This window comes from Methanobrevibacter sp. DSM 116169, assembly GCF_046197865.1.
Taxonomy (GTDB): Archaea; Methanobacteriota; Methanobacteria; order Methanobacteriales; family Methanobacteriaceae; genus JAHKLT01.
Genome location: NZ_CP166990.1, coordinates 387,983 through 410,574, shown reverse-complemented (window position 1 = coordinate 410,574; position 22,592 = coordinate 387,983). Strand labels below are relative to the sequence as shown.

The 22,592-nt window shown below is 28.4% G+C and carries 21 protein-coding genes; 8 read left to right on the top strand and 13 right to left on the bottom strand.

The annotated features are described in order from the left end of the window. Positions 1-269 precede the first annotated feature (269 nt). From ACA134_RS02075 to ACA134_RS02060, 4 genes are read left to right on the top strand one after another with little or no spacing between them, the layout of a single operon-like run. Positions 270-959 carry an archaetidylserine synthase gene (locus tag ACA134_RS02075; protein ID WP_409200529.1) on the top strand — a complete coding sequence of 230 codons (690 nt, stop codon included), beginning with the start codon at positions 270-272 and terminating at the stop codon, positions 957-959. Positions 960-986: 27 nt separating this feature from the next. After that, positions 987-2,153, top strand: coding sequence for a DUF515 domain-containing protein (locus tag ACA134_RS02070; protein ID WP_409200528.1), 1,167 nt, complete (start codon positions 987-989; stop codon positions 2,151-2,153). A 35-nt stretch (positions 2,154-2,188) separates the two neighbouring features. Further along, the gene (locus tag ACA134_RS02065) at positions 2,189-2,920 is read left to right on the top strand and encodes a class E sortase (RefSeq protein WP_409200527.1); all 732 of its coding nucleotides are present in this window, start codon (positions 2,189-2,191) and stop codon (positions 2,918-2,920) included. A gap of 1 nt (position 2,921) precedes the next feature. Beyond that, positions 2,922-3,290 (top strand): dihydroneopterin aldolase family protein, encoded by a 369-nt coding sequence (locus tag ACA134_RS02060; RefSeq protein ID WP_409200526.1) that lies wholly within the window; start codon positions 2,922-2,924, stop codon positions 3,288-3,290. A gap of 2 nt (positions 3,291-3,292) precedes the next feature. Here the strand turns inward: ACA134_RS02060 and mfnA are convergent, their stop codons facing one another. From mfnA to rplJ, 3 genes are all read right to left on the bottom strand, one after another. Further along, the gene (gene mfnA / locus ACA134_RS02055; RefSeq protein WP_409200525.1) at positions 3,293-4,459 is read right to left on the bottom strand and encodes a tyrosine decarboxylase MfnA; all 1,167 of its coding nucleotides are present in this window, start codon (positions 4,457-4,459) and stop codon (positions 3,293-3,295) included. A 39-nt stretch (positions 4,460-4,498) separates the two neighbouring features. Further along, positions 4,499-6,769 (bottom strand): phosphoenolpyruvate synthase, encoded by a 2,271-nt coding sequence (ppsA, locus tag ACA134_RS02050; protein WP_409200524.1) that lies wholly within the window; start codon positions 6,767-6,769, stop codon positions 4,499-4,501. A gap of 129 nt (positions 6,770-6,898) precedes the next feature. Next, on the bottom strand, positions 6,899-7,381 hold the full coding sequence (gene rplJ / locus ACA134_RS02045) for a 50S ribosomal protein L16 (RefSeq protein ID WP_409200523.1): 483 nt from the start codon (positions 7,379-7,381) through the stop codon (positions 6,899-6,901). A gap of 522 nt (positions 7,382-7,903) precedes the next feature. Here rplJ and ACA134_RS02040 point away from each other — a divergent pair. From ACA134_RS02040 to ACA134_RS02030, 3 genes are all read left to right on the top strand, one after another. Then, positions 7,904-8,149 carry a KEOPS complex subunit Pcc1 gene (locus ACA134_RS02040; protein ID WP_409200522.1) on the top strand — a complete coding sequence of 82 codons (246 nt, stop codon included), beginning with the start codon at positions 7,904-7,906 and terminating at the stop codon, positions 8,147-8,149. A gap of 1 nt (position 8,150) precedes the next feature. Continuing rightward, entirely contained in the window at positions 8,151-9,713 is a 1,563-nt protein-coding gene (gene serS, locus ACA134_RS02035) for a serine--tRNA ligase (RefSeq protein ID WP_409200521.1), read from the top strand. A gap of 159 nt (positions 9,714-9,872) precedes the next feature. Next, the gene (locus ACA134_RS02030; protein ID WP_409200520.1) at positions 9,873-10,922 is read left to right on the top strand and encodes a hypothetical protein; all 1,050 of its coding nucleotides are present in this window, start codon (positions 9,873-9,875) and stop codon (positions 10,920-10,922) included. A gap of 37 nt (positions 10,923-10,959) precedes the next feature. On the opposite strand, the gene ACA134_RS02025 is transcribed toward ACA134_RS02030, so the two are convergent. Next, positions 10,960-12,063 carry a nucleotidyltransferase family protein gene (locus ACA134_RS02025; RefSeq protein ID WP_409200519.1) on the bottom strand — a complete coding sequence of 368 codons (1,104 nt, stop codon included), beginning with the start codon at positions 12,061-12,063 and terminating at the stop codon, positions 10,960-10,962. Positions 12,064-12,126: 63 nt separating this feature from the next. Here ACA134_RS02025 and ACA134_RS02020 point away from each other — a divergent pair, with 63 nt between their 5' ends. Then, positions 12,127-13,377: a dihydroorotase gene (locus ACA134_RS02020; RefSeq protein WP_409200518.1), complete on the top strand. Its 1,251-nt coding sequence runs from the start codon at positions 12,127-12,129 to the stop codon at positions 13,375-13,377. A gap of 45 nt (positions 13,378-13,422) precedes the next feature. On the opposite strand, the gene ACA134_RS02015 is transcribed toward ACA134_RS02020, so the two are convergent. From ACA134_RS02015 to ACA134_RS01975, 9 genes are all read right to left on the bottom strand, one after another. Next, a complete protein-coding gene (locus ACA134_RS02015) occupies positions 13,423-14,661 on the bottom strand; it encodes a 4Fe-4S binding protein (protein WP_409200517.1) in 1,239 nt (412 codons plus the stop codon). 14 nt (positions 14,662-14,675) lie between these two features. Next, a complete protein-coding gene (locus ACA134_RS02010) occupies positions 14,676-16,100 on the bottom strand; it encodes a Ni/Fe hydrogenase subunit alpha (protein ID WP_409200516.1) in 1,425 nt (474 codons plus the stop codon). Between the two features lies 1 nt (position 16,101). Continuing rightward, a complete protein-coding gene (gene mvhG / locus ACA134_RS02005; RefSeq protein ID WP_409200515.1) occupies positions 16,102-17,028 on the bottom strand; it encodes a F420-non-reducing hydrogenase subunit MvhG in 927 nt (308 codons plus the stop codon). A 14-nt stretch (positions 17,029-17,042) separates the two neighbouring features. Further along, positions 17,043-17,468, bottom strand: a complete 426-nt coding sequence (locus tag ACA134_RS02000; RefSeq protein WP_409200514.1) for a hydrogenase iron-sulfur subunit — start codon at positions 17,466-17,468, stop codon at positions 17,043-17,045. A 413-nt stretch (positions 17,469-17,881) separates the two neighbouring features. After that, positions 17,882-19,123, bottom strand: coding sequence for a SufB/SufD family protein (locus ACA134_RS01995; RefSeq protein WP_409200513.1), 1,242 nt, complete (start codon positions 19,121-19,123; stop codon positions 17,882-17,884). Continuing rightward, entirely contained in the window at positions 19,095-19,853 is a 759-nt protein-coding gene (sufC, locus tag ACA134_RS01990; protein ID WP_409200512.1) for a Fe-S cluster assembly ATPase SufC, read from the bottom strand. The genes ACA134_RS01995 and sufC overlap by 29 nt, the downstream gene beginning before the upstream one ends. A 143-nt stretch (positions 19,854-19,996) precedes the next feature. Further along, entirely contained in the window at positions 19,997-20,263 is a 267-nt protein-coding gene (locus ACA134_RS01985) for a PRC-barrel domain-containing protein (protein ID WP_409200511.1), read from the bottom strand. Between the two features lie 103 nt (positions 20,264-20,366). Beyond that, positions 20,367-20,963: an NTP transferase domain-containing protein gene (locus ACA134_RS01980; RefSeq protein ID WP_409200510.1), complete on the bottom strand. Its 597-nt coding sequence runs from the start codon at positions 20,961-20,963 to the stop codon at positions 20,367-20,369. Between the two features lie 14 nt (positions 20,964-20,977). Then, positions 20,978-22,450, bottom strand: coding sequence for a methanogenesis marker 14 protein (locus ACA134_RS01975; RefSeq protein WP_409200509.1), 1,473 nt, complete (start codon positions 22,448-22,450; stop codon positions 20,978-20,980). Between the last annotated feature and the right edge of the window lie 142 nt (positions 22,451-22,592).

Genomic DNA, 22,592 nt, shown 5'->3' with positions numbered 1-22,592 from the left:
CGATATTATAAAGTAAATTGGAATAAAAATAAAATTTACTTTATAATGAATATATAGTTAAAACTTAAATATAAAAGTTTTGAATAAAAAATTCAATTAAAAATAATTATCAAAACAAGAAAAATATTAATTATTTAAATGAAAAATTTTATTATAATACCAAATTATTTAATATAGATAATTTAAAGTAAAAATATATCAAAATAATGGGATTTCAAAGAGAAATTTAATAAATAAATGATTAAAAAATTAGTAGTGGAGTCAAAAAAATGGAAATGAAAAAAACAAAAATAGAGGATTTTTTAGCAATACCTGACATTTTAAGCTTATTAAATATGTCTGCAGGTTTGCTTTCAATAATATGTGCTATAAACCATCAATTTATGTATTCTGCAATATTAATGATAATAGCACTCCTATTTGACTCAGTAGATGGATATGTAGCTAGAAAACTTAATAGAGAAGATATTTATGGATTTGGAAAAAATATTGATTCACTTTCTGATGTAATTTCATTTGGAGTATCACCTGCAATTTTTTTATATACAATAAGTCAAACCATTCCAAATTCTCCCTCAATACTTGTTATACTAACATCATTATTAATTACTATTTGTGGAGTTTTAAGATTAACACGTTACAATGTATTAAGTAATTATATAGATCAAAACACATTTATTGGATTTCCAATTCCAGGAATTGCATTAATATTATCATTATTTTACATAAATAACTTATTTAACATCTATGTTGTTTTAATATTCCTGATAATAAGTTCATTTTTAATGATAAGTAATGTGAAATATGATAAAATAAATAATATGAATATTATATTAATTACATTAATATTGCTTATTTTAACTTTAATAATAGTTTTTACAAGTTATATGAACATTCCAGGAATTATTCTTCTATTATTAGTTATATTCTATTTATTAAAAAATTTATTTAAAAATTAATAAATCCTCTATTTAATGAGGGTTAAAATGAAAAAACCAGAAGATGATTTTCCAAATAACAGCATAGAAGATAAAATAAATAAATTAAGAGAAATAGAAAACAAAAATATTCCTCATAAACGACCCAAAGCAAAAAACGAAGATTTAACTAAAGTAGAACTTTTAAATAAAAAGATTTCCAATATACTAAGCTCAGAAAATAGTGAAGAAAAAAAGAAAACTGGAATAATAATAGTTTCATTAATAATATTTGTACTGCTTTTCTCATCATATTATTTTTTAATATATGGTCCTTATCAAGAAGAATTAAGTAGTGTAAAAACATCTAAATTAAATGAACTAAATTCATACTATAAAGGACCTTTAGCTACTGCTAATGAAGCATATACATTAAAAAATAAGATTGATGATAGTGAATCCATACATGAAGTAAAATCGATTGATATTTTAAGAACTGCTACAAAATCTTGGAAAAGCTATCAATTAAAAGATATGAAAGTTAATACAGACCAATTTAATAGAACAATGGTAGTTTTTTCTGCAAATGAAAGTAAAACAATAATAATGAATATAGAAAATGCAACACAATTTGTAAATGAAAATGATGCAGATGTTTTATCAAATATAGAATTTGAAAAACCAAATACAGTTGCAGTACCTGTATTAATAAGTAGATTACAAGCAGGTGGAGGATTATTAACATTAGGTAGTATTGTAGATGTTTATTCACTAGAATCTAGCATAAACGATACAAATCAAAGTACAATTAATAATAGTAAAAGTCCAGATATTAGTGGATCAACAGTACTTGCAATACTTAGATGTGAAGAAAGTGGAGAAATTGAAGCAGATTATTCAAAAAGTCATATAATAACAAAAGGAAATGAAACTAATCCTAATGAAGATGCAGAGTCTTTTTCAACAAGTGTAGAAGAAATGCTTAAAGGTGCAATAGCTGGAGGTTATGATGAATCACAAACAGTTAATTTATTAAATAGCTATGGATTAAAATTATCAGATTATGAAAGAGAAGCTAACTTAGGAGATTTAGAATCAGAATATATTATACTTATAGAAGTCCCACAAGATAAAGCACAATTCGTTTTAGAAAATATGGAGAACATTATAATTACTTTACCGACTGAACATGCTCCTGATTGGATGGTTAGCGAACTTTCAAAAACTTATCTATAAAAAAGTTTTTAAATTAAAAAAAGAAATAAAATAATATGAATAAACCAACATTAACAACAATTATTATAATAATTGCAATAATTGTTTTAGGGTTATATGCAATGGGAGAAGTCAATTATTATTCAACTAAATTATCAGTTGAAAAAGATTTAGACTCTCCTGTCATATTAATTCCAAAAATCGGAGTGGAAGAAAGAATAAATAATGTTTCAATTTCACAAGGAGTTCATCATGAAGAATTATCACAGAACCCTGGAGAAGGACAAGTGGTTATTTGGGGGCATAGAACACTTCAAGGATCTCCATTTTTAAGGTTAAATGAACTTTCTCCTGGAGATATTGTTACATTACAATGGCCAGGAATAGGAGAACTTAATTATACAATTACTAATTCCACAATTGTTCCAGAAACCTATCAAATGGAAATGAATGGAAGTGAAGATAAAATTTCTTTAATTACTTGTGACCCAATTGGTTCAACAGCAAACAGGTTAATATATGAAGGAAATCTAACAAATACTGGAGAAATAAATAATACAATTATTAAAAACAATCCCCAGCAATATCATGCATTAATAATACTATTAATTTTTATTGCAGCTGGTTTAATCCTTAGTTATTTCTATCCAAAAGAAAATAGAATTTATATTTTAATAACAGTTTTAATAATTTCTGGAATATTAATTTATTTCTATTTTAATCCAATACCATCAGAGATAATATATTCTAAAATTGAATGGTTAAATGGTGGATTTTTAGAGGGATAAAATGAATGTTAATGAAAAATATTTTTCTAATATTAATTTAAGAGAACGAGCTATATTTGAAGGTGGAATAAGCATGGGTGCTTTATTTCACCAATTTATTGGAACACCAATAAACGAAAGCTCAAAAAAAAGCTTAGAAGATTCAATTGAAAAATCATTATCATTACAACCTGCAGTTGAAAATGTAGAAGTTCAAATTGACTTAGGAAATAATACTACCGAATTTGAATATGTTTCACTTAGTGGTGAAATGTTAAATGTCTTAATTGAAACAAAAGTAGAAGATGTAAGAGCAAAAATAAGAATGAAATTTATTAAAGAACTTAATTATCCTTTAATGTATGTTGAAGAGATAAATACAAAATATTAAAATTAAATATTTTCATTAATTTCTTTTAAATCTACTATAAGCTCTTCTAAATGACTTTTTTTAATATGATTCATTAAAACAATTCTAATAGCTATAGGATATGATGAAACAGAAACCATCCATCCCTTTTTTTTAAGTTTAGAACATAAATCATCTGCACCAATCTTTGGGTGATTAAAAGAAACAATATTTAATTGAGGTTCCACAGTTAAAATGTATCCTTCATTAACTAAACTTTCTTTTAAAAAATTAGTATTATCCATTAATTCTACTGCTCTTTTTTCATATCCTTCTCCACCTAAATAATCCATAATAGCTAATGTTGCAGCTGCAGAAGCTCCAAGACGTGTACCAACTAGTGTAGATTGTTTTTTTGTAGTTAAATAAGGAGAATCAACTGCTATAACATCAAGATATTCTTTTTTTCTAAATAAAATACATCCAGATGGAATAGGTGCTAAACCCATTTTATGAGGATCAATTGTAATAGAAGAAACACCTTTTAGGGAAAAATCAAACTCAGGTAAATCATAACCACAATTTTTTAAAAAAGGAATTGAAAATCCACCAAAAGCAGCATCAACGTGTAAATAAATATCATTTTCAAAAGCTATCTTAGATAATTCACTAATTGGATCAATTAAACCAAGTTCAGTAGTTCCAGCTATTCCTACAATAGCTATTGTCTTATCAGAAATATTATTTTTAATAAAATCTATATCTAGATTAAAATTATCATCTGTATCAGCTTCAATAGCTTTTAAATCCATTAAATCAATAGCTTTTTTAAATGAAAAATGAGCAGATTTTGGAAGAATAACTTCACCATCAGTAATATTTTTATATTTTCTTGCATAATTACGAGCAGCTCTTAAAGCCATAATATTAGCTTCACTACCACCAGTTACAATATTACCATGAGGATTTTTACAAGATAATAATAAACCAAGAGATTTTATAACTTCATCTTCAATAGCTTTAGTTCCTTTAAAAAGACCCGAATCCCCTAAATTTGAATCAAGGAAATTATTAAAAACTTCTTTAGAAAAAGGATGTGCTGAAGTACACATAGATCCTAATATTCTTCCATCTTCATATTTATAATCTTTTTTTTGGAAGTTTTCTAAATTTTTTAAGATTTCTTCTTTAGCTATTGGATTATATTCCATTTATAAAACCTAAATAAAAAAAATAAATAAAAAAAGAAATTAATCTTTTTGGCGTCTTGCAGCATCTAAGATTAATTTTTGCTCTGCACGAGCAACTGTTTTTCTAACTTCTTCAACAGCATCAGTGTTAGCTGAAACACTAGAAATTCCAAATCCAACAAGTTTTTCAACAATATGAGGAATACTACCAGCTTGTCCACAAATACTTGATGTGACACCTGCTTCAGAACATTTTCTAATGGTTCTCTCAATTAATTTCATAACTGCAGGATGTTCTTCATTGTAGTTACTAGCTACATATTCATTGTTTCTATCTACTGCTAAAGTATATTGAGTTAAATCATTAGTTCCTAAACTTACAAAATCAAGTCCAATATCAATGTAATCTTCAATTATTAAAGCTGCTGCTGGAGTTTCAACCATCATACCGAATTCAACATCAATATGAGGCCTTAAACCAACTTCTTCACAAATAGCTTTAGCTTTTACAAGTTCACTTGGATGTTGTGATAAAGGAATCATAATTCCTATATTTTTATATCCTTGTTCATGTAATTTTTTAATAGCTCTAAATTCACATCTTAAAATTTCAGGTTGATCAAGTTCTCTTCTAATACCTCTCCAACCTAACATAGGATTGTGTTCATGAGGTTCATTTTCTCCACCTTCTAATGTAAGGAATTCATCAGTTGGTGCATCTAATGTTCTATACCATACTTTTTTAGGATAGAATTCATCTACAACCTTAATAACATTTTCAATTAATATTTGAATAAGTTTATCTTCTTCACCATCTTGAATGAATTTATTAGGATGGACACCAGCTGCTAACATTAAGTGTTCTGTTCTAAGTAATCCTACTCCATCTGCACCAGTAGCTGCAGCTTTTGGAGCAGCTTCAACCATACTAACATTAGCTTTTACTTCTGTTACAGTAATAATTGGAGCAACTGAAGGTGCTGTTGTTTCTTCTTTTTTATCAACTTTTGTTTGTTTAAATATGCCTTCAAATACTAAACCTTTTTTACCATCAACAGTTACAGATGAATTTTCTTCTAAATCTTTTGTTGCAGAACCTGTTCCAACAACACAAGGAATTCCAAGTTCTCTTGAAATAATAGATGCATGGCAAGTAACTCCACCTTCATCAGTTACAATTGCATTAGCTCTTTTCATAGCAGGAACCATATCAGGGGTAGTCATAGTAGTAACCATAACATCTCCATCATTGATTTTATCTAATTCATCAATACTATGAATAATTTTAACTGTACCAGAAGCTATTCCTGGACTTGCACCTAAGCCTTCTATTAAAACTTCCATATCTTCAATAGATTTTTCATCAGAACTACCACCCAAAGTAGTAATTGGTCTAGATTGAAGCATGAAAAGATTACCTTTTTCAAAAGCCCATTCAGTATCTTGAGGTTTACCATAATGAGATTGAATCCTTTTACCCATTTCGGTTAATTCTACTAACTCCTCATCAGATAATACTCTTTCATTTCTAAGATTTTCTGGAACATCAACTTTAATACTAGATCCATTTTCATCTTCAGTATACATCACTTTTTTATCAGAAATAGTAATATCAATAACTTGATTATTTTTCTTATCTACAATATAATTATCAGGAGTAACATCTCCAGATACAACAGATTCGCCAAGACCCCATGATCCTTCGATTAAAGCTATTTCCTCACCAGTTGATGGATTAACAGTGAACATAACTCCAGCTTTATCAGAATTGACCATTTGCTGAACAACAACAGCTATAAAAACTTTTGAGTGATCAAAGTCATTTTCTTCCCTATAAAAAATAGCTCTTGCTTCAAATAAAGATGCCCAACATTTTCTAACATACTCAATAACTTTATCTCGACCAGATATATGTAAAAAAGTATCTTGTTGACCTGCAAAAGAAGCTTCAGGTAAATCTTCAGCAGTTGCAGATGAACGAATAGCAACATCAACATTATCATCATTTACCTTTTGACCTAATTGATTATATGCCTCTAAAATTAATGTAGACATATCATCAGGAATAGGAGTATTAATAATAATTTCTTTAATTTTTTCAGATGCAGCTTGAAGAGCCTTAGTATCATTAATATCTAATGTACTAAGAATATTCATTACTTCATCATTAATTCCAGCATCAATCATGAATTTTTCATAAGTTTCTGCAGTCACAACAAATCCTGGAGGAACAGGAATGCCCGCTTGAGTTAATTCACCTAAATTAGCTCCTTTACCCCCAGCAATTCCAATGTCATCCTTACTTAAATCTTCAAATTTTACAACATACATATTGATTTACCTCAATAAATTCACTCAAAAAATTTTTAAAAAGTTTATAATAAAATATTGAATTTTAAATGATATATATTTAATTAAAATATAAAAATAAAAAAAAGTAGTGTTAAATAATATATTTAATTATTTAACGAGTTCTTCGCCTTTATCAATGACAATACGGCATGTAACAGGCAATTTCATAGCAGCTCTTTTTAAAGCAGCTCTAGCATCTTCAAAGTTTTTCTTTTCAACTTGAATAGTAATAACTTTTTGACCTTTTTTAACAAGAGCTTCGACACTAACAGGTTTTCCAAAAGCATTTCTCATACCACTTTGGACCCTATCTGCTCCTGCACCAGTTGCCATAGGATTTTCTCTTACAATATGATGAGGATATGTTCTCAATTTCAAATGATATCCTAATCTACCAGCTTTTCTTTGCATATATCTATTAGAAGCAATCCTTGCAGCTTCTAAAGAATTATGTCTAAGTTGAGCAGGTTGTTTAACAGCTAAACTCACAGAAACAGGGAATTCACCAGATAAATTTCCCATATCAAATTGTACAATTCTTGAATTTGGGGTTTTTCTTATATAATCTCTTCTTGTATAAGCACGAACCATAAATATGTCCTCCAATAAGTATTAATCAGATATATCTAATATAATAAATAATAATGATAATTTTTCTCTTAAAATATACTATTTAAAAATTTAAAATATAGATAGTAATAATAATATTATATACATAATTTCCCATTAATAAAGGTTATTGTATTCTCATAAAAATTAATAAATTTTTATAAATATTAATCATATAAAAATACTATTTTAAAGTAGAATATAAATATTTTTTTATAAATTTATACTTATAATTTTTCTTATAAATGAATTATATTAATATAACTGCCGAAAAAATAAATTAATATTAATTTTAAGGTGAAAACACAACAAAATATTTAGAAAAATTAACTTTTTATTTATTAAATTGAAAATAAGTTAACTAAATTTATTTGCATTATAAAAAAATTTTCATTTAAGTATATTGAAAAATAGCTAAATTAAAAGAAAGAAAATAATTAAGAATAATTTCTAAACAGAAAAAAAGTATATAAAATATTAAATATATATTATTAATGAATAATTATGAAAATTAATGCTAAAATTAAAATTGAATATAATGATTATAAAATAGCTGAAATATCGCATGAATCATTAAAAGTAGATAATGAAGGTTTTGTTGAATCGGAAATTAAAAACAACGAAGTCATCTACACAATCAATAGTGAATCATTAGGTAGTTTTTTATTAACTGCTGATGATTTAATAGCATCACATATACTTACAGAAGAATTATTAAACTCACAAAATAATAAAAATAAAGGAGAATAAGATGAAATTTAAACTTAATGGAACCATTACATTTAATAAAAATATCGAAGAAGCAGAAAGCGATATTAATGAATTTATTAAAGAAGCAAATGAAGATTTATTGTTAAAAGGATTAGGAAGTAATGATGAATCTGAAGGAGCTCATATAACTAGCTGGGAAATTAATGATAAGGAGTTAAAGTTAGTTATTGAATCTGGATCTAAAATACGTGCTCATGATGGAATTTTAAGACTTAAAAATCCATTAGGACAGTTACTTGGTAAGAAATATCATTTAGGAGTTAGGAGCATACATGTAGACACATATGATATTACAATTCCAACAAATAATGAAGAATATGATTTCAATTTAGAAGCAGCTGAAAGAACTGCTCAAATAGATAATATAAAAATTAAAGATAATAGTGTTGTTTTTACAGTTCGTGATATTGATGAATCTTCCTTAAGAAAACAATCTATAAACAGGGTTATAAAACAAGTCGTAACAAAACAAGAAAATAAAGTTACAGATGAAGAAGGAAATGATTTAGATTTAACATATCATTTAAATTCTACACCTGGTGAAATTGTAGATAAAAGTCCTGAATTTCAAACATACTTTAAAGGAGATGTAACTGAAAAATTAGCAGAACTTGGATGGATTAAAAGTTTTCCAGGTAAAGGACAATGGTTTTATGGACCACAAATAACTGCCTTACAAAGAGCTTTTGAAAAGGTAATTACAGATAAAATAATAGATAAAATGGAATTTCAGGAATGTTTATTTCCTAAATTAATTCCTTTAGAGACTATGGAAAAGATGAAATATTTAGAAGGATTACCTGAAGGAATGTATTATGCATCTGCTCCAAAAAGAGATCCTGAAATATTTAAACAATTCAAAAATGAATTAATTATTAATAAAGAAATTCCTATGGATTTACTTGAGAAAGGTTTAAAAGAACCTTCTAATGTATTATCTGCAGCTCAATGTGAACCATTTTATGAATTTTTAGCTCATGAAGTTATAGATGAATCTGAACTACCAATAAAATATTATGATAAAAGTGGTTGGACATATAGATGGGAAGGTGGGGGTTCTAAAGGACTTGATCGTGTGAATGAATTCCAAAGAATTGAATTTGTATGGTTAGATACACCTGAGAAGGCAACAGAAATTAGAGATGAAACTTTAAAATTATCCCATGATCTTGCTAATGAATTGGAACTTGAATGGTACACTGAAGTAGGAGATGATCCATTTTATCTTGAAGGACGTAAAGTAGAAAATAGAGGAATAGAATTCCCAGATACTCCTAAATATGAAATGAGATTAAAAGTTCCAGGTCAAGAAAAAGGTGTGGCAGTTGTATCTGCAAACTTACATGGAACCCATTTTATTGAAGGTTTTTCTATTAAAGAAGCACATAGACGTAAAATATGGACAGGTTGTACAGGTATTGGATTAACAAGATTATTATATGGTTTCTTATCCCAAAAAGGATTTGATAAAGAAAATTGGCCAGAACTTATAAGAGAAAATCTTAAAGATACAAAAGTTCCAAAAATTCTAACTTGGCCATAGCTAGAATTTTATTATTTAAAAAATAAGCAAATATTTAATAAAAATAATAAAAAAGAATTAAAAGTAGGTAAAATATAGATTTTATAATAAATTATATATAATAATAGAACTTAATAAATAGTAATTATTATATTATTTTTAATTTAAGAGAGTGTAAAAATGGATTGTTATTACCATCATGGGAGAGAAAGTACAGATAATTGTGCTATATGTAAAAAATCGATTTGTAAAGAATGCGGATTAGAGATTTCAGGAAAGATTTACTGTAAGGATTGTTTAGAAAAAATAGTTGGAATGGGATTACAAACTAATGAACCATCACAAGAGCAAAACAGACAAGCAGAACCAATACAAACAAGACAAGAACCACAATACACACCAGAACCAATACAAACAAGACAAGAACCACAATACACACCAGAACCAATACAAACAAGACAAGACCCTGTAGAAAATTCTTATGATAATAGACCTCCAAAACTTGAAAAACAAGAACCTCAATTTGATATAGATAATATAACAAATAATGAAAGTTATTATCAATCAAATAAAAACAATCAGAAAATTCAAAAACAAAAGGAAAATACTCTCTCACCAAATATTCCTGAAGAAGATGATTTCATCTATCCTGATCATAGTTATCAACCAGAACCAAGATCTGGAAGTAATGCTTTAGAAGAAAAGTATGAAAGATATTTAGATGAACTCTATGATGAACCAGATATTCCTTTACATGAACAATTAGCTAGAGATGAAGAGATTTATGGATCTTTAACAGACGAACCATATAAACCAACACTCACTAAAAATCAAAGCTTAGAAAGTAATTATGTAGAAAATGAACCAATTTATCCTTCACAAAATCAAAACCAATATGTTGAAAATGATTATATAGATAAAGAACCATATAAACCAACACTTAATCAAAACCAATATATTGATGATGAACCAATTTATCCATCACATGAAGAGGAATTTGTACCAGAACCTAGAAAAACTCCACGAAGACCTCAGAAAGATAATAATGAACCAATTCATAAAAACATACATTATAAAGAAGAAAAAGAATCAATGAGTATTGTAGATATATTACTTACAATAATATTAATCATTTTAATAATTATTGTAGTCCTTTATATTATTTATTTATTTGTATGGAGTAGTACTTATCCTACATTTACTGATGCATTATTTGGACTTATAAATTAAATTATTTTAAATAATAATTTAATTTTATTTTTAAAATCTATAAAAAAACTATATTTTTTCCTATTTTTTCTCTAAATTTATCTAAAACATCTTTATTTTTATAATCAATCACTCTAATTACAGAAGGATATTGATCAATATATTTAGAAACATCATTTTTTTCTATATTTGTTTCTAATATACTTAAAACACGATTTTGAAAGTGAGTTGAAAATCCTCTTGAAATAGCTTTTTTAACATCATCAATAGAATCAAATGCTTTTTTTCCACGTAAATCGATGAATTTTTGTGCATAATTTTCATTAAAGAAATTTAATTTAGATAAATCACTAAATGATAAGTTGTTTGCATTATTAATTATCTCATCATCAAATCTCATATTATGCAAAGGACATTTTCCATCAGCTATTTCTCGTTTTAGAACTTCAATGGTTTCTTTAGGCATCATATCTTTAACATTATCAAAATTTCCACTAGCTATAGCTTCACGAATTAAAGTTCCACTAACACCAGTAATTCTTTCAACAAAAATGAATTTATCTTTAAAATCAAATCCAACTTTATTTAAAGATTTAGATAAAGAAACAATAACATAATTATCTTCTTCAAGTTTACCTTTTAATACAATTTCGCCAGTATCCATATCTACAATTTTATAAGGTTTTGGAGCTATAGCATGACCTGTAGAAATTCTATTCATTATTTCATCAAAACCATTAATTTTTTTATATCCTCTTGGAATAAAATCAGTGTTTAGAGATTTAAACATTTTAGCAAGACATAATGAATATTGACCAGAGCCCATAATTCCCATTGGTGGGCCTTCAACTACAATATCTGCTCCAACAGAAATTGCTATTTCTCCCCTATATTTACGATGGAGTATATATGGTAAACCTCTTCCACTTCGTTCAAATAAACCTGGAACAATAGCTACAAAAATTGAATCATTAACTTGATGTTTTGCCTCTTTCATACAATGAAAATGACCATTATGTAAAGGAGAATACTCTGTAAAATCAGCTATTAAATTAATATTATTTTGACTTGGAAATTTATCTATTTTAGAAATTTCTAAATCATTAAAAAAAGTTTTTCTATCCTCTTGAATAATTCCTTTAACATAATCTTTTGAAATCATAATATAGTATAATATATAAGTATTAGTAAATAAATTTATTATTAATATTAAAAAGGGATAAAAATGAACGATTTATTATTAAAAAACTGTAAACTTGTTGATAAACAAGGCGAATATTTTATAGGAATAAAAAATGGTAAAATAAATTCTATTTCAAAAAATTCAAAAGAATCTGAAACAGAAATAGATATTAAAGGAAATATTATTTTACCAGGTTTAATCGATCCTCATGTTCATTTTAGAGATCCTGGTTTAACATATAAAGAAGATTTTAAAAGTGGAAGTTTAAGTGCTGCACATGGAGGCTTTACAACAGTCATTGATATGCCTAATACAAAACCACAAACAAACACATATGAAAATTATAAAGAAAAATTAGAAATAGCTAATTCTAAAAGTGTTGTGAATTTTAAATTACATGCAGGAACAAACACCTTAGAAGAAATGGAAAAAATAGCAAAATTTAATCCACCTTCATTTAAAATATTTCTAGATTTAGAAAATGATGAGTCTTTAGAAGAAATTTTTAAAAATTTAGGAATTTTAAAAGAAAAAACAAATTATAATGGACTTGTAACAGTACATTGTGAGAAAAAATCAATAGCTGATGAATGCACTAAAAAAGAAAAAGAAAAAAATGAAAATAATGCTATTGATTATAGCTATGCAAGACCTTCAATAGCTGAAGATGAATCAATTAAACAGGCTATAAAATTAGCTAATAAAAATAATCTTAAATTACATATATGTCATTTAAGTTCTAAGAAAGGATTAGAAATAGCTAAAAATTCTAAAAATGTAAGTTGGGAATATACACCTCATCATTTATTACTTGATAATAATGCATATAATAGCTATGGAACTATAGTTAAAACAAATCCTCCATTAAGAGAATTTAAAGATAAAATAGGAATTTCAGACATGTGCAAAGATTCTATTATTGGAACAGATCATGCACCACATACATTAGAAGAAAAAAACAAAGGAGTTTGGAATTCTGCTCCAGGAATACCTAATTTAGAAACAGTTCTACCTCTTTTACTTACAGAAGTGAATTATGGTAATTTAGATTTAAAATTAATTCCTAAAATATTATCATATAATCCTAGTAAAATTTTTGGATTTGATAATAAAGGAGAAATAGCTATTGGAAAAGATGCAGATATAACAGTTATTGATCTTAAAAAAGAAGGTAAATTTGATATAGATTCTTTTTATACAAAAGCTAGATATACACCATTTAAAGATTTTAACTACAAAGGTCATCAAATAATGACAATAATAAACGGAAAAATAGTAGTTAATAATTTATAAAAAAATTTTAAAAAATAAAAAGAAAAATAAAAAGAAAAAATCTTTTTATTTAAATGATAATGCTTCTTCTGGACATGCATCTTTACATTGACCACATAATGTACAGAACCCAACAATAGGTAATTTACCACTATCTTTGAGTTTTAACATATCATATGGACATGCATCAATACAGTCTCCACATTGATCACATTTTGAAGGATTGAAATTAACCCTATCCCTTGTTACAGATTCACCATCAACATCTACCTGGATTGAACCCATAGATAAAGCATTGGTAGGACAAACAGAAGCACATGCACCACAAATAGCACAACTTGTGAATGAAGGATCTTTACTAGATTGTTCTTGTTCAGGAACTTGCATTCCTTTTTTAGTAACAACGCGAATAGCTTCAGTAGGACATTTAAGAGCACAAGCTCCTATTTTATCACATTTTTCACTATCACAGACTAATCCTACATCAGTTGCAGGTCTAGCATCTCCCCATTCTACTTCTAAATCAATTGCATCAGTAGGACACAATTGTTCACATAATCCACATGCTGCACAGATTTTAGGTAATTTAACTGTTAAGTCTGAGTCTTTTGATTTAATAAAATCTCCAGGACAAGCTTCTATACAGGTATTACATCCAATACAGGTATCTTCATCTAATGTGAATTTAGTTATGTCTTTAGAACGTTTATATGGATTTTTGATTCCAGAAATGAATACTGCATTCCATGGGCAAGTTTGAGAACAAACACCACATTTAATACAAGTAGATTCATCAATATTAATAGAGTCTCCAACATTATCTAATGAAATTGCATCAACAGGACAAAACTCCACACAAGCCCCACATCCAACACAATCGTGAATGAAAATTGGGCTTAGAATGTCAAGTTCGCAGGATTTTGGTTCTTTTATTCCAGAAATACCTATAACATCAACAGGACAGATGTTAACACATTTTTGACACATTACACAGAAACCTTCAACAGGCATTTTTTTATCATCTGAAAGCTCGAGTATTTCTTGTGGACAAATTTCAACACATTTTCCACATTGATTACAAGCAATAGAATTAAAAGTTAACCTAGGTTGAGGATCTGCATTTTCATCAATAATGATAGATTCTACTTTATAAGCACCTTCTGGACAAATTTCAGCGCACTTAGGTTCACCATTACACATATCGCAATGAATGATTTGTTTTTCAGTTACATCAATAGCTGCTGAAGGACAGGTACCTTCACATGCCCCACATTTAATACAGCCATCTTCATTAAATATTATCATTTTTAAAACTCCAATTAGAATTTTTTAATAATATTTCCTTGAGTATCTACGATTTCAACTGTAGCTAATCTCATTTGACTATCCATAGTATGGGTAGCACAAGATAAACATGGATCGTATGCTCTGATAACCATTTCCATTAAATTAAATATTTTATCGTCGACTTCAACACCAGCTTTGATGTAATCTTTAGCTACTTGATTAATACCCATTTCCATAGCAGGGTTGTTTTGAATAGTTGCAACAACAATATTAGCTTCAGTTACTAAACCATCATCATCAGTTTTATAATCGTGTATTAAAGTACCACGAGCAGCTTCAACAATACCTACACCATGTCCGGAAACTTTTTCTAATGCATCAGGAACTTTATCCCCAGATAAATCTCCTTCTAAAGCATCAGCAGCACATTCTGCAGCAGCTAATAATTCAATTAATCTAGCCCAGTGGAATAATAATGGAGCTTGAGCAAATCCGAACTTCTCATGGAATGCTTCAAAAGCACCTTGAGCAAGAGGAGCTGCATCAGGCATTTGGTCAACAACATTAATTCTTGATAATGGAGCTACTCTGTAAATACCTTCAGGATATCCTAATTCTTTAATATATGGGAATTTTAACCAAGAAGTAGGTTTTACATGTTCTGCAACAATATCCCTATATTCTTCATTATTATATTCAGTGTAAATAGAACCATCTTTATCTTTGATTCTTACATTACCATTATATACATCCCATTTACCATTGTTAACAATACCACAGTGTCTAGTATCACCGAAATTACCTAAAGATTCAATTAAGTCCATTTTTTCTTCAAGAATAGGGACTGCTAATTCTATAGTACCTTGAGCTAACTCAACATTTTCTTTAGCTTTAGCTAATAAATCTTTTTGTGTTTCATCATCGATTTCAGTAGATATTCCACCAGGAGTTGATGAAGTAGGGTGAATTGGACGACCACCAGTAGCTTTAACGATATCTAAACCATTTTTCCTAAGTTTAATAGCATTAAGAGCAACTTCAGGCATATCTTTAATGATTTGGAAAACGTTTCTATTTTTTCTAGTTGCATCAGGAATAACAAGATCTGGTGCTGCTAAGAAATAGAAATGAAGAGCATGTGAATGCATAAATGAACCCCAGTTCATAAGTTCTCTCATTTTATATGCAGCAGGTAAGATTTCATCATCTTTAAAACCGAATACTTGATCAACAGCTTTTGCAGCTGCTAAGTGGTGTTGTACATCACAAATACCACAGATTCTAGGTACAATCCTAGGAACTTCTTCAATAGGACGGCCTTGTAAGAATTTTTCAAATCCTCTGAATTCCATAACATGTAATTTTGCTTCGATAGCATTACCAGAATCATCTACTTCTACAGTAATTTTTGCGTGACCTTCAATACGAGTCACAGGTTCCATAGTTAATTTTGGCATTTTATTTTCCTCCTTTCTGCATTTTTGCAGGAACTAAAGCAGCAGGTAAAGTGTAAGTATAGAAAGTACCTACAATATCATCTAATTGATTTGCTACTTCTTCAGGGTCAACTGTTTTATCTTCTTCAACACCATAATCAGATGCAATTGCACTAATCATTTTAGCACCTTGATCTGAAACTTTTGCAGTAGGACCATAACATCCACGGCATTGAATAGCTATAGATGGACATTCAGCACCACAAAGGGAAACAGTTGCTGGACCCATACATACTAAACCTTGTGAGATTAAACATAAATCTTTTTCAGGAACTCCAACTTCAAATTGTCTTTTAATGAAGTCCATAGCTAAACCTTCAGGTGGTTTTTCTCTAGGACATACTTCACAGAGATTGGTTGTTGGTAATTCAATAGATTCTCCTTTGAGTAAAGCTAATACAGCTTGAGCTACCACATCAGAACGAGGTGGGCATCCAGGGACATTTAAATCAATATCCATTGCATCACTTAAAGGTCTTACTCTACTTTCAAGTTTAGGTACATCTTCATTAGGTATGATTTTATCAGGATTGATAGTGGTAACAGAATTTACATAAGCTTCTTGTTCTAATTCATCAACAGTAGATAAATTACCAAGTCCTGGAATTCCACCATAACAAGCACAAGTACCATAGCTAATAACAAATTTAGCTTTTTCATTTAACATTTCAGCTAATTCTCTATTTTCTTCATTCCTAATTCCGCCCTCAACAATGAGAACATCTAATTCAGGAACTTCATCATATTTTGTATCCATGAGAACTGGAGAAAATTCGAATTCAGCTAATTCCATAACATCTAATAATGATTCATGAAAATCTGCAATAGACAAATGGCAACCAGAGCATCCGCCTAACCACATTGTTCCAATTTTTGCTTTTTCCGCCATAATTATTCCTCCAATTATCCTTCAGCCTCAAGTTGTTCTTTTAAAGGAGCTGGCCCTAAATCTTTAATTCTGTTTACCATCATTTTTACAGATTCAGAGAACTTTTCACCTTCGGATGCTGAAATCCAATCGTGATATAATCTCTCTTTACCAATTCCCATATCTTCAACTAACTTATAAAGTAATCTCATTCTACGATCCAATTTATAATTTCCTGAATCATAGTGACAATCACCCATGTGACATCCAGCTACGAATACACCATCCGCGCCTTCCCTAAATGCTTTTAAAACAAATTGTGGATCAATCCTTCCAGAACACATTACACGAATAACTCTAATATTCGGTGGGTATTGCATTCTCGCGGTACCAGCAGTGTCTGCTCCTCCATAGGAACACCAGTTGCAACAAAACATTACAATTTTAATATCATCTGCCATAGAGTTTTTCCTCCTAAATATTCAATCAATATCCGTTTGAAAAATAATTTTTTATTTATCAAACTTCACACTCTTTTTAAATTAATTTAAATCTTCAAGATAAATTTAGGTTTACCTCAAATCTAGATTTATTGTACTTAATGAGCTAGCTCAGCATACATTAATGTACTAATAGTATATTATAAAAATTATTAATATAAAGATTACTTAGAAAATTAAGTCAAAAGCTTTATATAATATATTACCACTTAAAAAACTTGTATTAAAAATGAATAAAAAATAAGTTAAAAAACCTTTAAAAAATAAATAGATGATAAAAAAATCTTTTAATGATATAATTTAGTTCAAAAAGGAAAATTTAATTAAAACAATAAAAATAAATGAAGAAAAAAAGTTAGGAAAGGCAAAAAAAGTTACATACCTTCCAAACTCATATCAATCATTCTTTGAGTTTCATTAGCAAGTTCATCAGGCAATCCTGTAATATCCATACTAAGGAAACCTCTAACAATCATAGAAGTAGCTTCTTCTTCAGTAAGACCTCTTGAAGTAAGATAATAAATTTCATCTTCATCAATTTTACCTACAGCTGCTTCGTGAGACATTTCAAGATTAGCTGCACTAGCTTCTAATTCTGGAACAGCATAAATCATTGAATCGTCAGATAAAACCAAACCATGACATTCTAAATGACCTCTAACACCAGGAACTAATCCTGCTAAGTGACCTCTTGAGTATATTTTAGATTCATCATGTGAAACTGCTCTAGAAATAACTTCCGCTGCAGAACCTTCTCCATTAAGAAGGACACGTGATCCAACATCAATGATAGAATCTTTATGACCACTTTGGATACTCTGAAAAACAGCTCTTGAGTTTTTACCATCACAGTATGCAGTGGGATAAGATTGAATAGTTTTAACTGGGCTAGTCAAAATATAATTATTAATATAAGTTGAATCATCACCTAATCTTATACCAGTTCTTGGTCTAACTTCAACTTGTTCAGCCCAATTATGAACCATAGTAAATGTTATTTTAGCACCAGGTTTTAAATAAAACTCAGAAACACCAACATGTAATGCAGATGCAACATCATCACCAGTTGCACAACCAGTAATTAAATGTAATTCTGAATTTTCTTCAGCAATAATAACATTGTGTGCAGTTTGCATAACATTTTCATCAGCAATAAACATACAAGTTTGAATAGGGAAAATCTCTTTAGTTCCAGGTAAAGATCTTACAAAGTATCCACTTTTTACATCTTCTTCTTGTTCCCTAAGAGCAGTTCTAGCAGTATATTTATCTGCATCAGGTTGAACAGCTTGCCATAAATAATCTTTAACCCAATCATATTTATCAATAGCTGATTCTAAATTCATTAATTCCACAGAATCAGAATTAATATTAGAATAAATGTTACTTTGATCAAATTGTAGGAAAGATCCAGATCTTTCATTTTCTTCAGTATCAATACCCACTTTTAAAAGATCTTTTTTATTTTTTTTAGATATATCACCAATATCATCAATAAGCTCATGTGCAGACTTATCTTCTTTAGTAAAATTTTCAATAGTAATATCTTGACCAATAGCTGCTTTTTTATTTTTTGCCTTTTCAGCACTATGAATTACATCTCGCACATTCAACACATCCTTTAAATCCTTCTTTTCTAATATCGTCTAAAATTTCTTTAGGGTTACCTGAGCAGGCAATTTTCCCATCCATTAAAATATGCGCCCAATCAGCATCAACAAAATTTAAAATATATCCTAAGTGAGTGATTAATAAACCGCCTTTTTTCCTCATACCTGGTTTTTTATCTTTATCAAGTAAAATGTTCAATTCTTCAGCTAATAATTCTACATTTTCAATGTCAACACCAGAATCTGGTTCATCGAACATGATAAAATCAGGCATTTGAGCTAAAAGCTGTAATATTTCAGACCTTTTAACTTCTCCTCCTGAAAAACCTAAATTAACATCTCTACTTAAAAAATCCTCATTGAATTTTAGTTTTTCAGATAATTCGCTCATTCTTTCATTAAGAGGTTGATCAATTTCTTGACCTGATTCTAATTTTAAAAGATCACGAACAGAAACACCACGAATAGCTGGAGGGTGTTGGAAACTAACTCCTATGCCTCTTTTTACTCTTTCAGTAGTAGATAAGTTTGTAATGTCCTCTCCTTTAAAAATGATAGAACCATTTTTAACTTTATAATTAGGGAATCCTAAAATAGTTAAAAACAAAGTACTCTTACCTGCACCATTAGGCCCTAAAAGAACATGAGTCTCTCCCTCTTTAATAGAAAGATCAATGTCCTTTAAAACTAATTTTCCTTCAACCTCTACAGCCAAATCTTTAATTTCAAGTAACATTTAAAACCTCCAAAATATATGAAAATAGTGAATTATTCCACTAAATAGTACATTATTACATATATAAAAACAAGTATAAATAGTTATATAAAACCCTTGAAAAAAATGAAAAATTAAATAAAAATAGAAAAAAAGAAAAGAAATTATTCAGTGACGATAATAAATTCGCCAACTTTTTCAACTTTAGCAAAAGGGACAAGTAAAAGATTTCCATTACGTTTTGCACCTTTAACATGAACATTGCGTCCACTTTCAACTTTAATAGCTATATCAACAATTTTACCAGTTTTTTCGTTGATAATAAGTTCATCAAGTACTCCGAGAATACGTGCATTATTAGTTGCTACTTGATAATTCTTAATTTCACTCCATAATTTTTCTTCCTTTTTAGGAACTTGTTTATTCTCCATAATTTCACCTTTAAATCTTAATATATAGATATATTATTATTTCATCATATTTAAAGTATTATAGTTATTAAAATTAAGAAATTGCATTATAAATAAGAAAAAATTAAAAATTAGTAAATTTATTAGCTACAGATATATCAGCTAGTGAATTTATATTAATTGCCAGTTCAACCTTAGAAATAATTAATTCTTCTTCATCTTGAATAGTATTTTGACTGATAAGTATGTTTAATCCTGAAGGCACAAGTCCATTAAATTCATATTCATAATCAATCTTCAAATCATCTAAAAATTTTGAAGGAATATAAACTGACAAAGAATTTTTATCAGATAATTCATACTTTTTTAAAACATAGTCAATACAATTAGCTGAAATTAATGGTAAATCAGCATTAATAAAAAGTAAAGTATCAGAATCATTATCTTTTTCAAAATAATCTAAAATAAAAGAAAGATCATTTACAAAACCACTACCTGGAGTATCAATAATAGTTAAAAAATCATTATTTTTAATATATTCCTCAGTTTTAGGAGTATAAGGACTAGTTGCAACAAATATTTCATTAACCAATAAAGATTCTTTAAGATTATTAATAACATAATCAATGAGATATGTATCATTGAATAAAAATAGAGGTTTTTCAACATCTGTTTTAAGACGAGTTCCTAAACCTCCAGCCATAATAATAGCTTTTACCATTATATCAAAAAAAATTATTTAGAAAATTTGCTATTTTGAGTCTGCATTCTTTTCTTTAAGATACATCTTTCTCCTTGATTTCCACCAATAGGAGTTTTTTGAGTACCCATAGAATTCATACAACGAGCCATAATAGCAGAACCTAAAGCAAGACCATCTTCAACAAAAACAACATTTTCAAATTTATCTTGAACATATTCAAGAATCAATTTAGGTTTTTCACCAGTAATTCCTGCTCTACCAGTAATTCCTAGTGCAGATCCTTCAGTTATAACTCCTTCTTCAAAAGCAACTTTTAAAAGTCTATCAACAATCATAGCACTAACATAGTCCATAGTACTAAGTAATGTAGGTAAACCATCTTTTTCATAGAATTCATGCCCTAAATCCATTAAGTCTTGAAGTTTATCTCCATTTTCACCTACATCACAACCAATTAAAGTTGTTCCAGCAGCTTCAGCAGCTTCAGGATCTAATGGAACAGTTCCAAACCGAGTAACACCCATTGGAACTTTTCTAATATCAATAAGCTCATGAGCTTTTAATGCATTTTCTTTAGCTTTTTTATGATCTGCTTTTTTAAGTAGTTTATCAGAATACAAATCTAATGCAGCACCATTATTTTTATCAACCTGACCTGTTCCTTTAGCAAGAGAATCAGCTATAACTCCAGCTAAACCTAAAAAATTACCAACAGTATTAGCATAAGGCTCATTATTATTAACAATACGCCCAGCTAATGTAGAACCAAAATCAATAGAAACACAAGGATTTCTAAAATCTACATCAGTCCATTTTGCACCTAATTTAATACCTGCAGTAACAAGTTCTCCTTCCATTTCATTAGCTACAGATTCTTTACCCTTAGGAGGAATAACACCAACAACTGCACCATCAAACATTACATTTTCAAGAAGAGAATATTTTTGAAGCCTATCAGGTAATTGTGAAACAGACATAGCAGGAGACATTTTTCGAGGAGGTATATCTGCATCAAGACATCCATCAGCTAATGCAATAATTAATTGTCCTGCTTCTTCTGCAGTTGAAAATCCTGCAGTAACCCCTGTAGATCTTACAACAAAATCTAAATCATCAATTTTATCAATATTAGCTTTTTTAAGAGACTTAAGAACTGTTTCTTTAATCATTTCAGATACAGCTTCTTTTGAAAGTTCAATCCCCCAAACAGTTTTACCAAAAACTTTTTCGTTTTTCTTAGGCTTTCTTATATCTCTAGTCATTCTAACAGTTTTATCTAAAAGATAAGATTCACTATTATTAAGATTAGTAGCTATTAACACACATTTAGTAGTAGTATTACCTAATTCAACAGAAGCAGTAACATAAAAAACATCAGGTTCATGAGTAATACCAGGACTTTGAGCTTTTCTAGAATCAGCTAATAATTTATCCAATTTTTGAACATGGCTTTTAGCTATAATAGGCTTTGGTCCTTTTTTAAAAATTTTATCTAAAAAAGACATAATATCTCCAATATTTATAAATTAATACATTTTTAAAAATATATTATCATTAATATTAGATTAATTTTAGTTAATATAAGTTTTATTAAATTTAAAAAATAAAAAAAAGTGATTAGAATAAATCTAATCATACCCTAAATAA

Coding starts and splice junctions, on each gene's coding strand:
- ACA134_RS02075 (WP_409200529.1), top strand. CDS start 270: ATGGAAATGAAAAAAACAAAAATAGAGGATTTTTTAGCAATACCTGAC.
- ACA134_RS02070 (WP_409200528.1), top strand. CDS start 987: ATGAAAAAACCAGAAGATGATTTTCCAAATAACAGCATAGAAGATAAA.
- ACA134_RS02065 (WP_409200527.1), top strand. CDS start 2,189: ATGAATAAACCAACATTAACAACAATTATTATAATAATTGCAATAATT.
- ACA134_RS02060 (WP_409200526.1), top strand. CDS start 2,922: ATGAATGTTAATGAAAAATATTTTTCTAATATTAATTTAAGAGAACGA.
- mfnA (WP_409200525.1), bottom strand. CDS start 4,459: ATGGAATATAATCCAATAGCTAAAGAAGAAATCTTAAAAAATTTAGAA.
- ppsA (WP_409200524.1), bottom strand. CDS start 6,769: ATGTATGTTGTAAAATTTGAAGATTTAAGTAAGGATGACATTGGAATT.
- rplJ (WP_409200523.1), bottom strand. CDS start 7,381: ATGGTTCGTGCTTATACAAGAAGAGATTATATAAGAAAAACCCCAAAT.
- ACA134_RS02040 (WP_409200522.1), top strand. CDS start 7,904: ATGAAAATTAATGCTAAAATTAAAATTGAATATAATGATTATAAAATA.
- serS (WP_409200521.1), top strand. CDS start 8,151: ATGAAATTTAAACTTAATGGAACCATTACATTTAATAAAAATATCGAA.
- ACA134_RS02030 (WP_409200520.1), top strand. CDS start 9,873: ATGGATTGTTATTACCATCATGGGAGAGAAAGTACAGATAATTGTGCT.
- ACA134_RS02025 (WP_409200519.1), bottom strand. CDS start 12,063: ATGATTTCAAAAGATTATGTTAAAGGAATTATTCAAGAGGATAGAAAA.
- ACA134_RS02020 (WP_409200518.1), top strand. CDS start 12,127: ATGAACGATTTATTATTAAAAAACTGTAAACTTGTTGATAAACAAGGC.
- ACA134_RS02015 (WP_409200517.1), bottom strand. CDS start 14,661: ATGATAATATTTAATGAAGATGGCTGTATTAAATGTGGGGCATGTGAA.
- ACA134_RS02010 (WP_409200516.1), bottom strand. CDS start 16,100: ATGCCAAAATTAACTATGGAACCTGTGACTCGTATTGAAGGTCACGCA.
- mvhG (WP_409200515.1), bottom strand. CDS start 17,028: ATGGCGGAAAAAGCAAAAATTGGAACAATGTGGTTAGGCGGATGCTCT.
- ACA134_RS02000 (WP_409200514.1), bottom strand. CDS start 17,468: ATGGCAGATGATATTAAAATTGTAATGTTTTGTTGCAACTGGTGTTCC.
- sufC (WP_409200512.1), bottom strand. CDS start 19,853: ATGTTACTTGAAATTAAAGATTTGGCTGTAGAGGTTGAAGGAAAATTA.
- ACA134_RS01985 (WP_409200511.1), bottom strand. CDS start 20,263: ATGGAGAATAAACAAGTTCCTAAAAAGGAAGAAAAATTATGGAGTGAA.
- ACA134_RS01980 (WP_409200510.1), bottom strand. CDS start 20,963: ATGGTAAAAGCTATTATTATGGCTGGAGGTTTAGGAACTCGTCTTAAA.
- ACA134_RS01975 (WP_409200509.1), bottom strand. CDS start 22,450: ATGTCTTTTTTAGATAAAATTTTTAAAAAAGGACCAAAGCCTATTATA.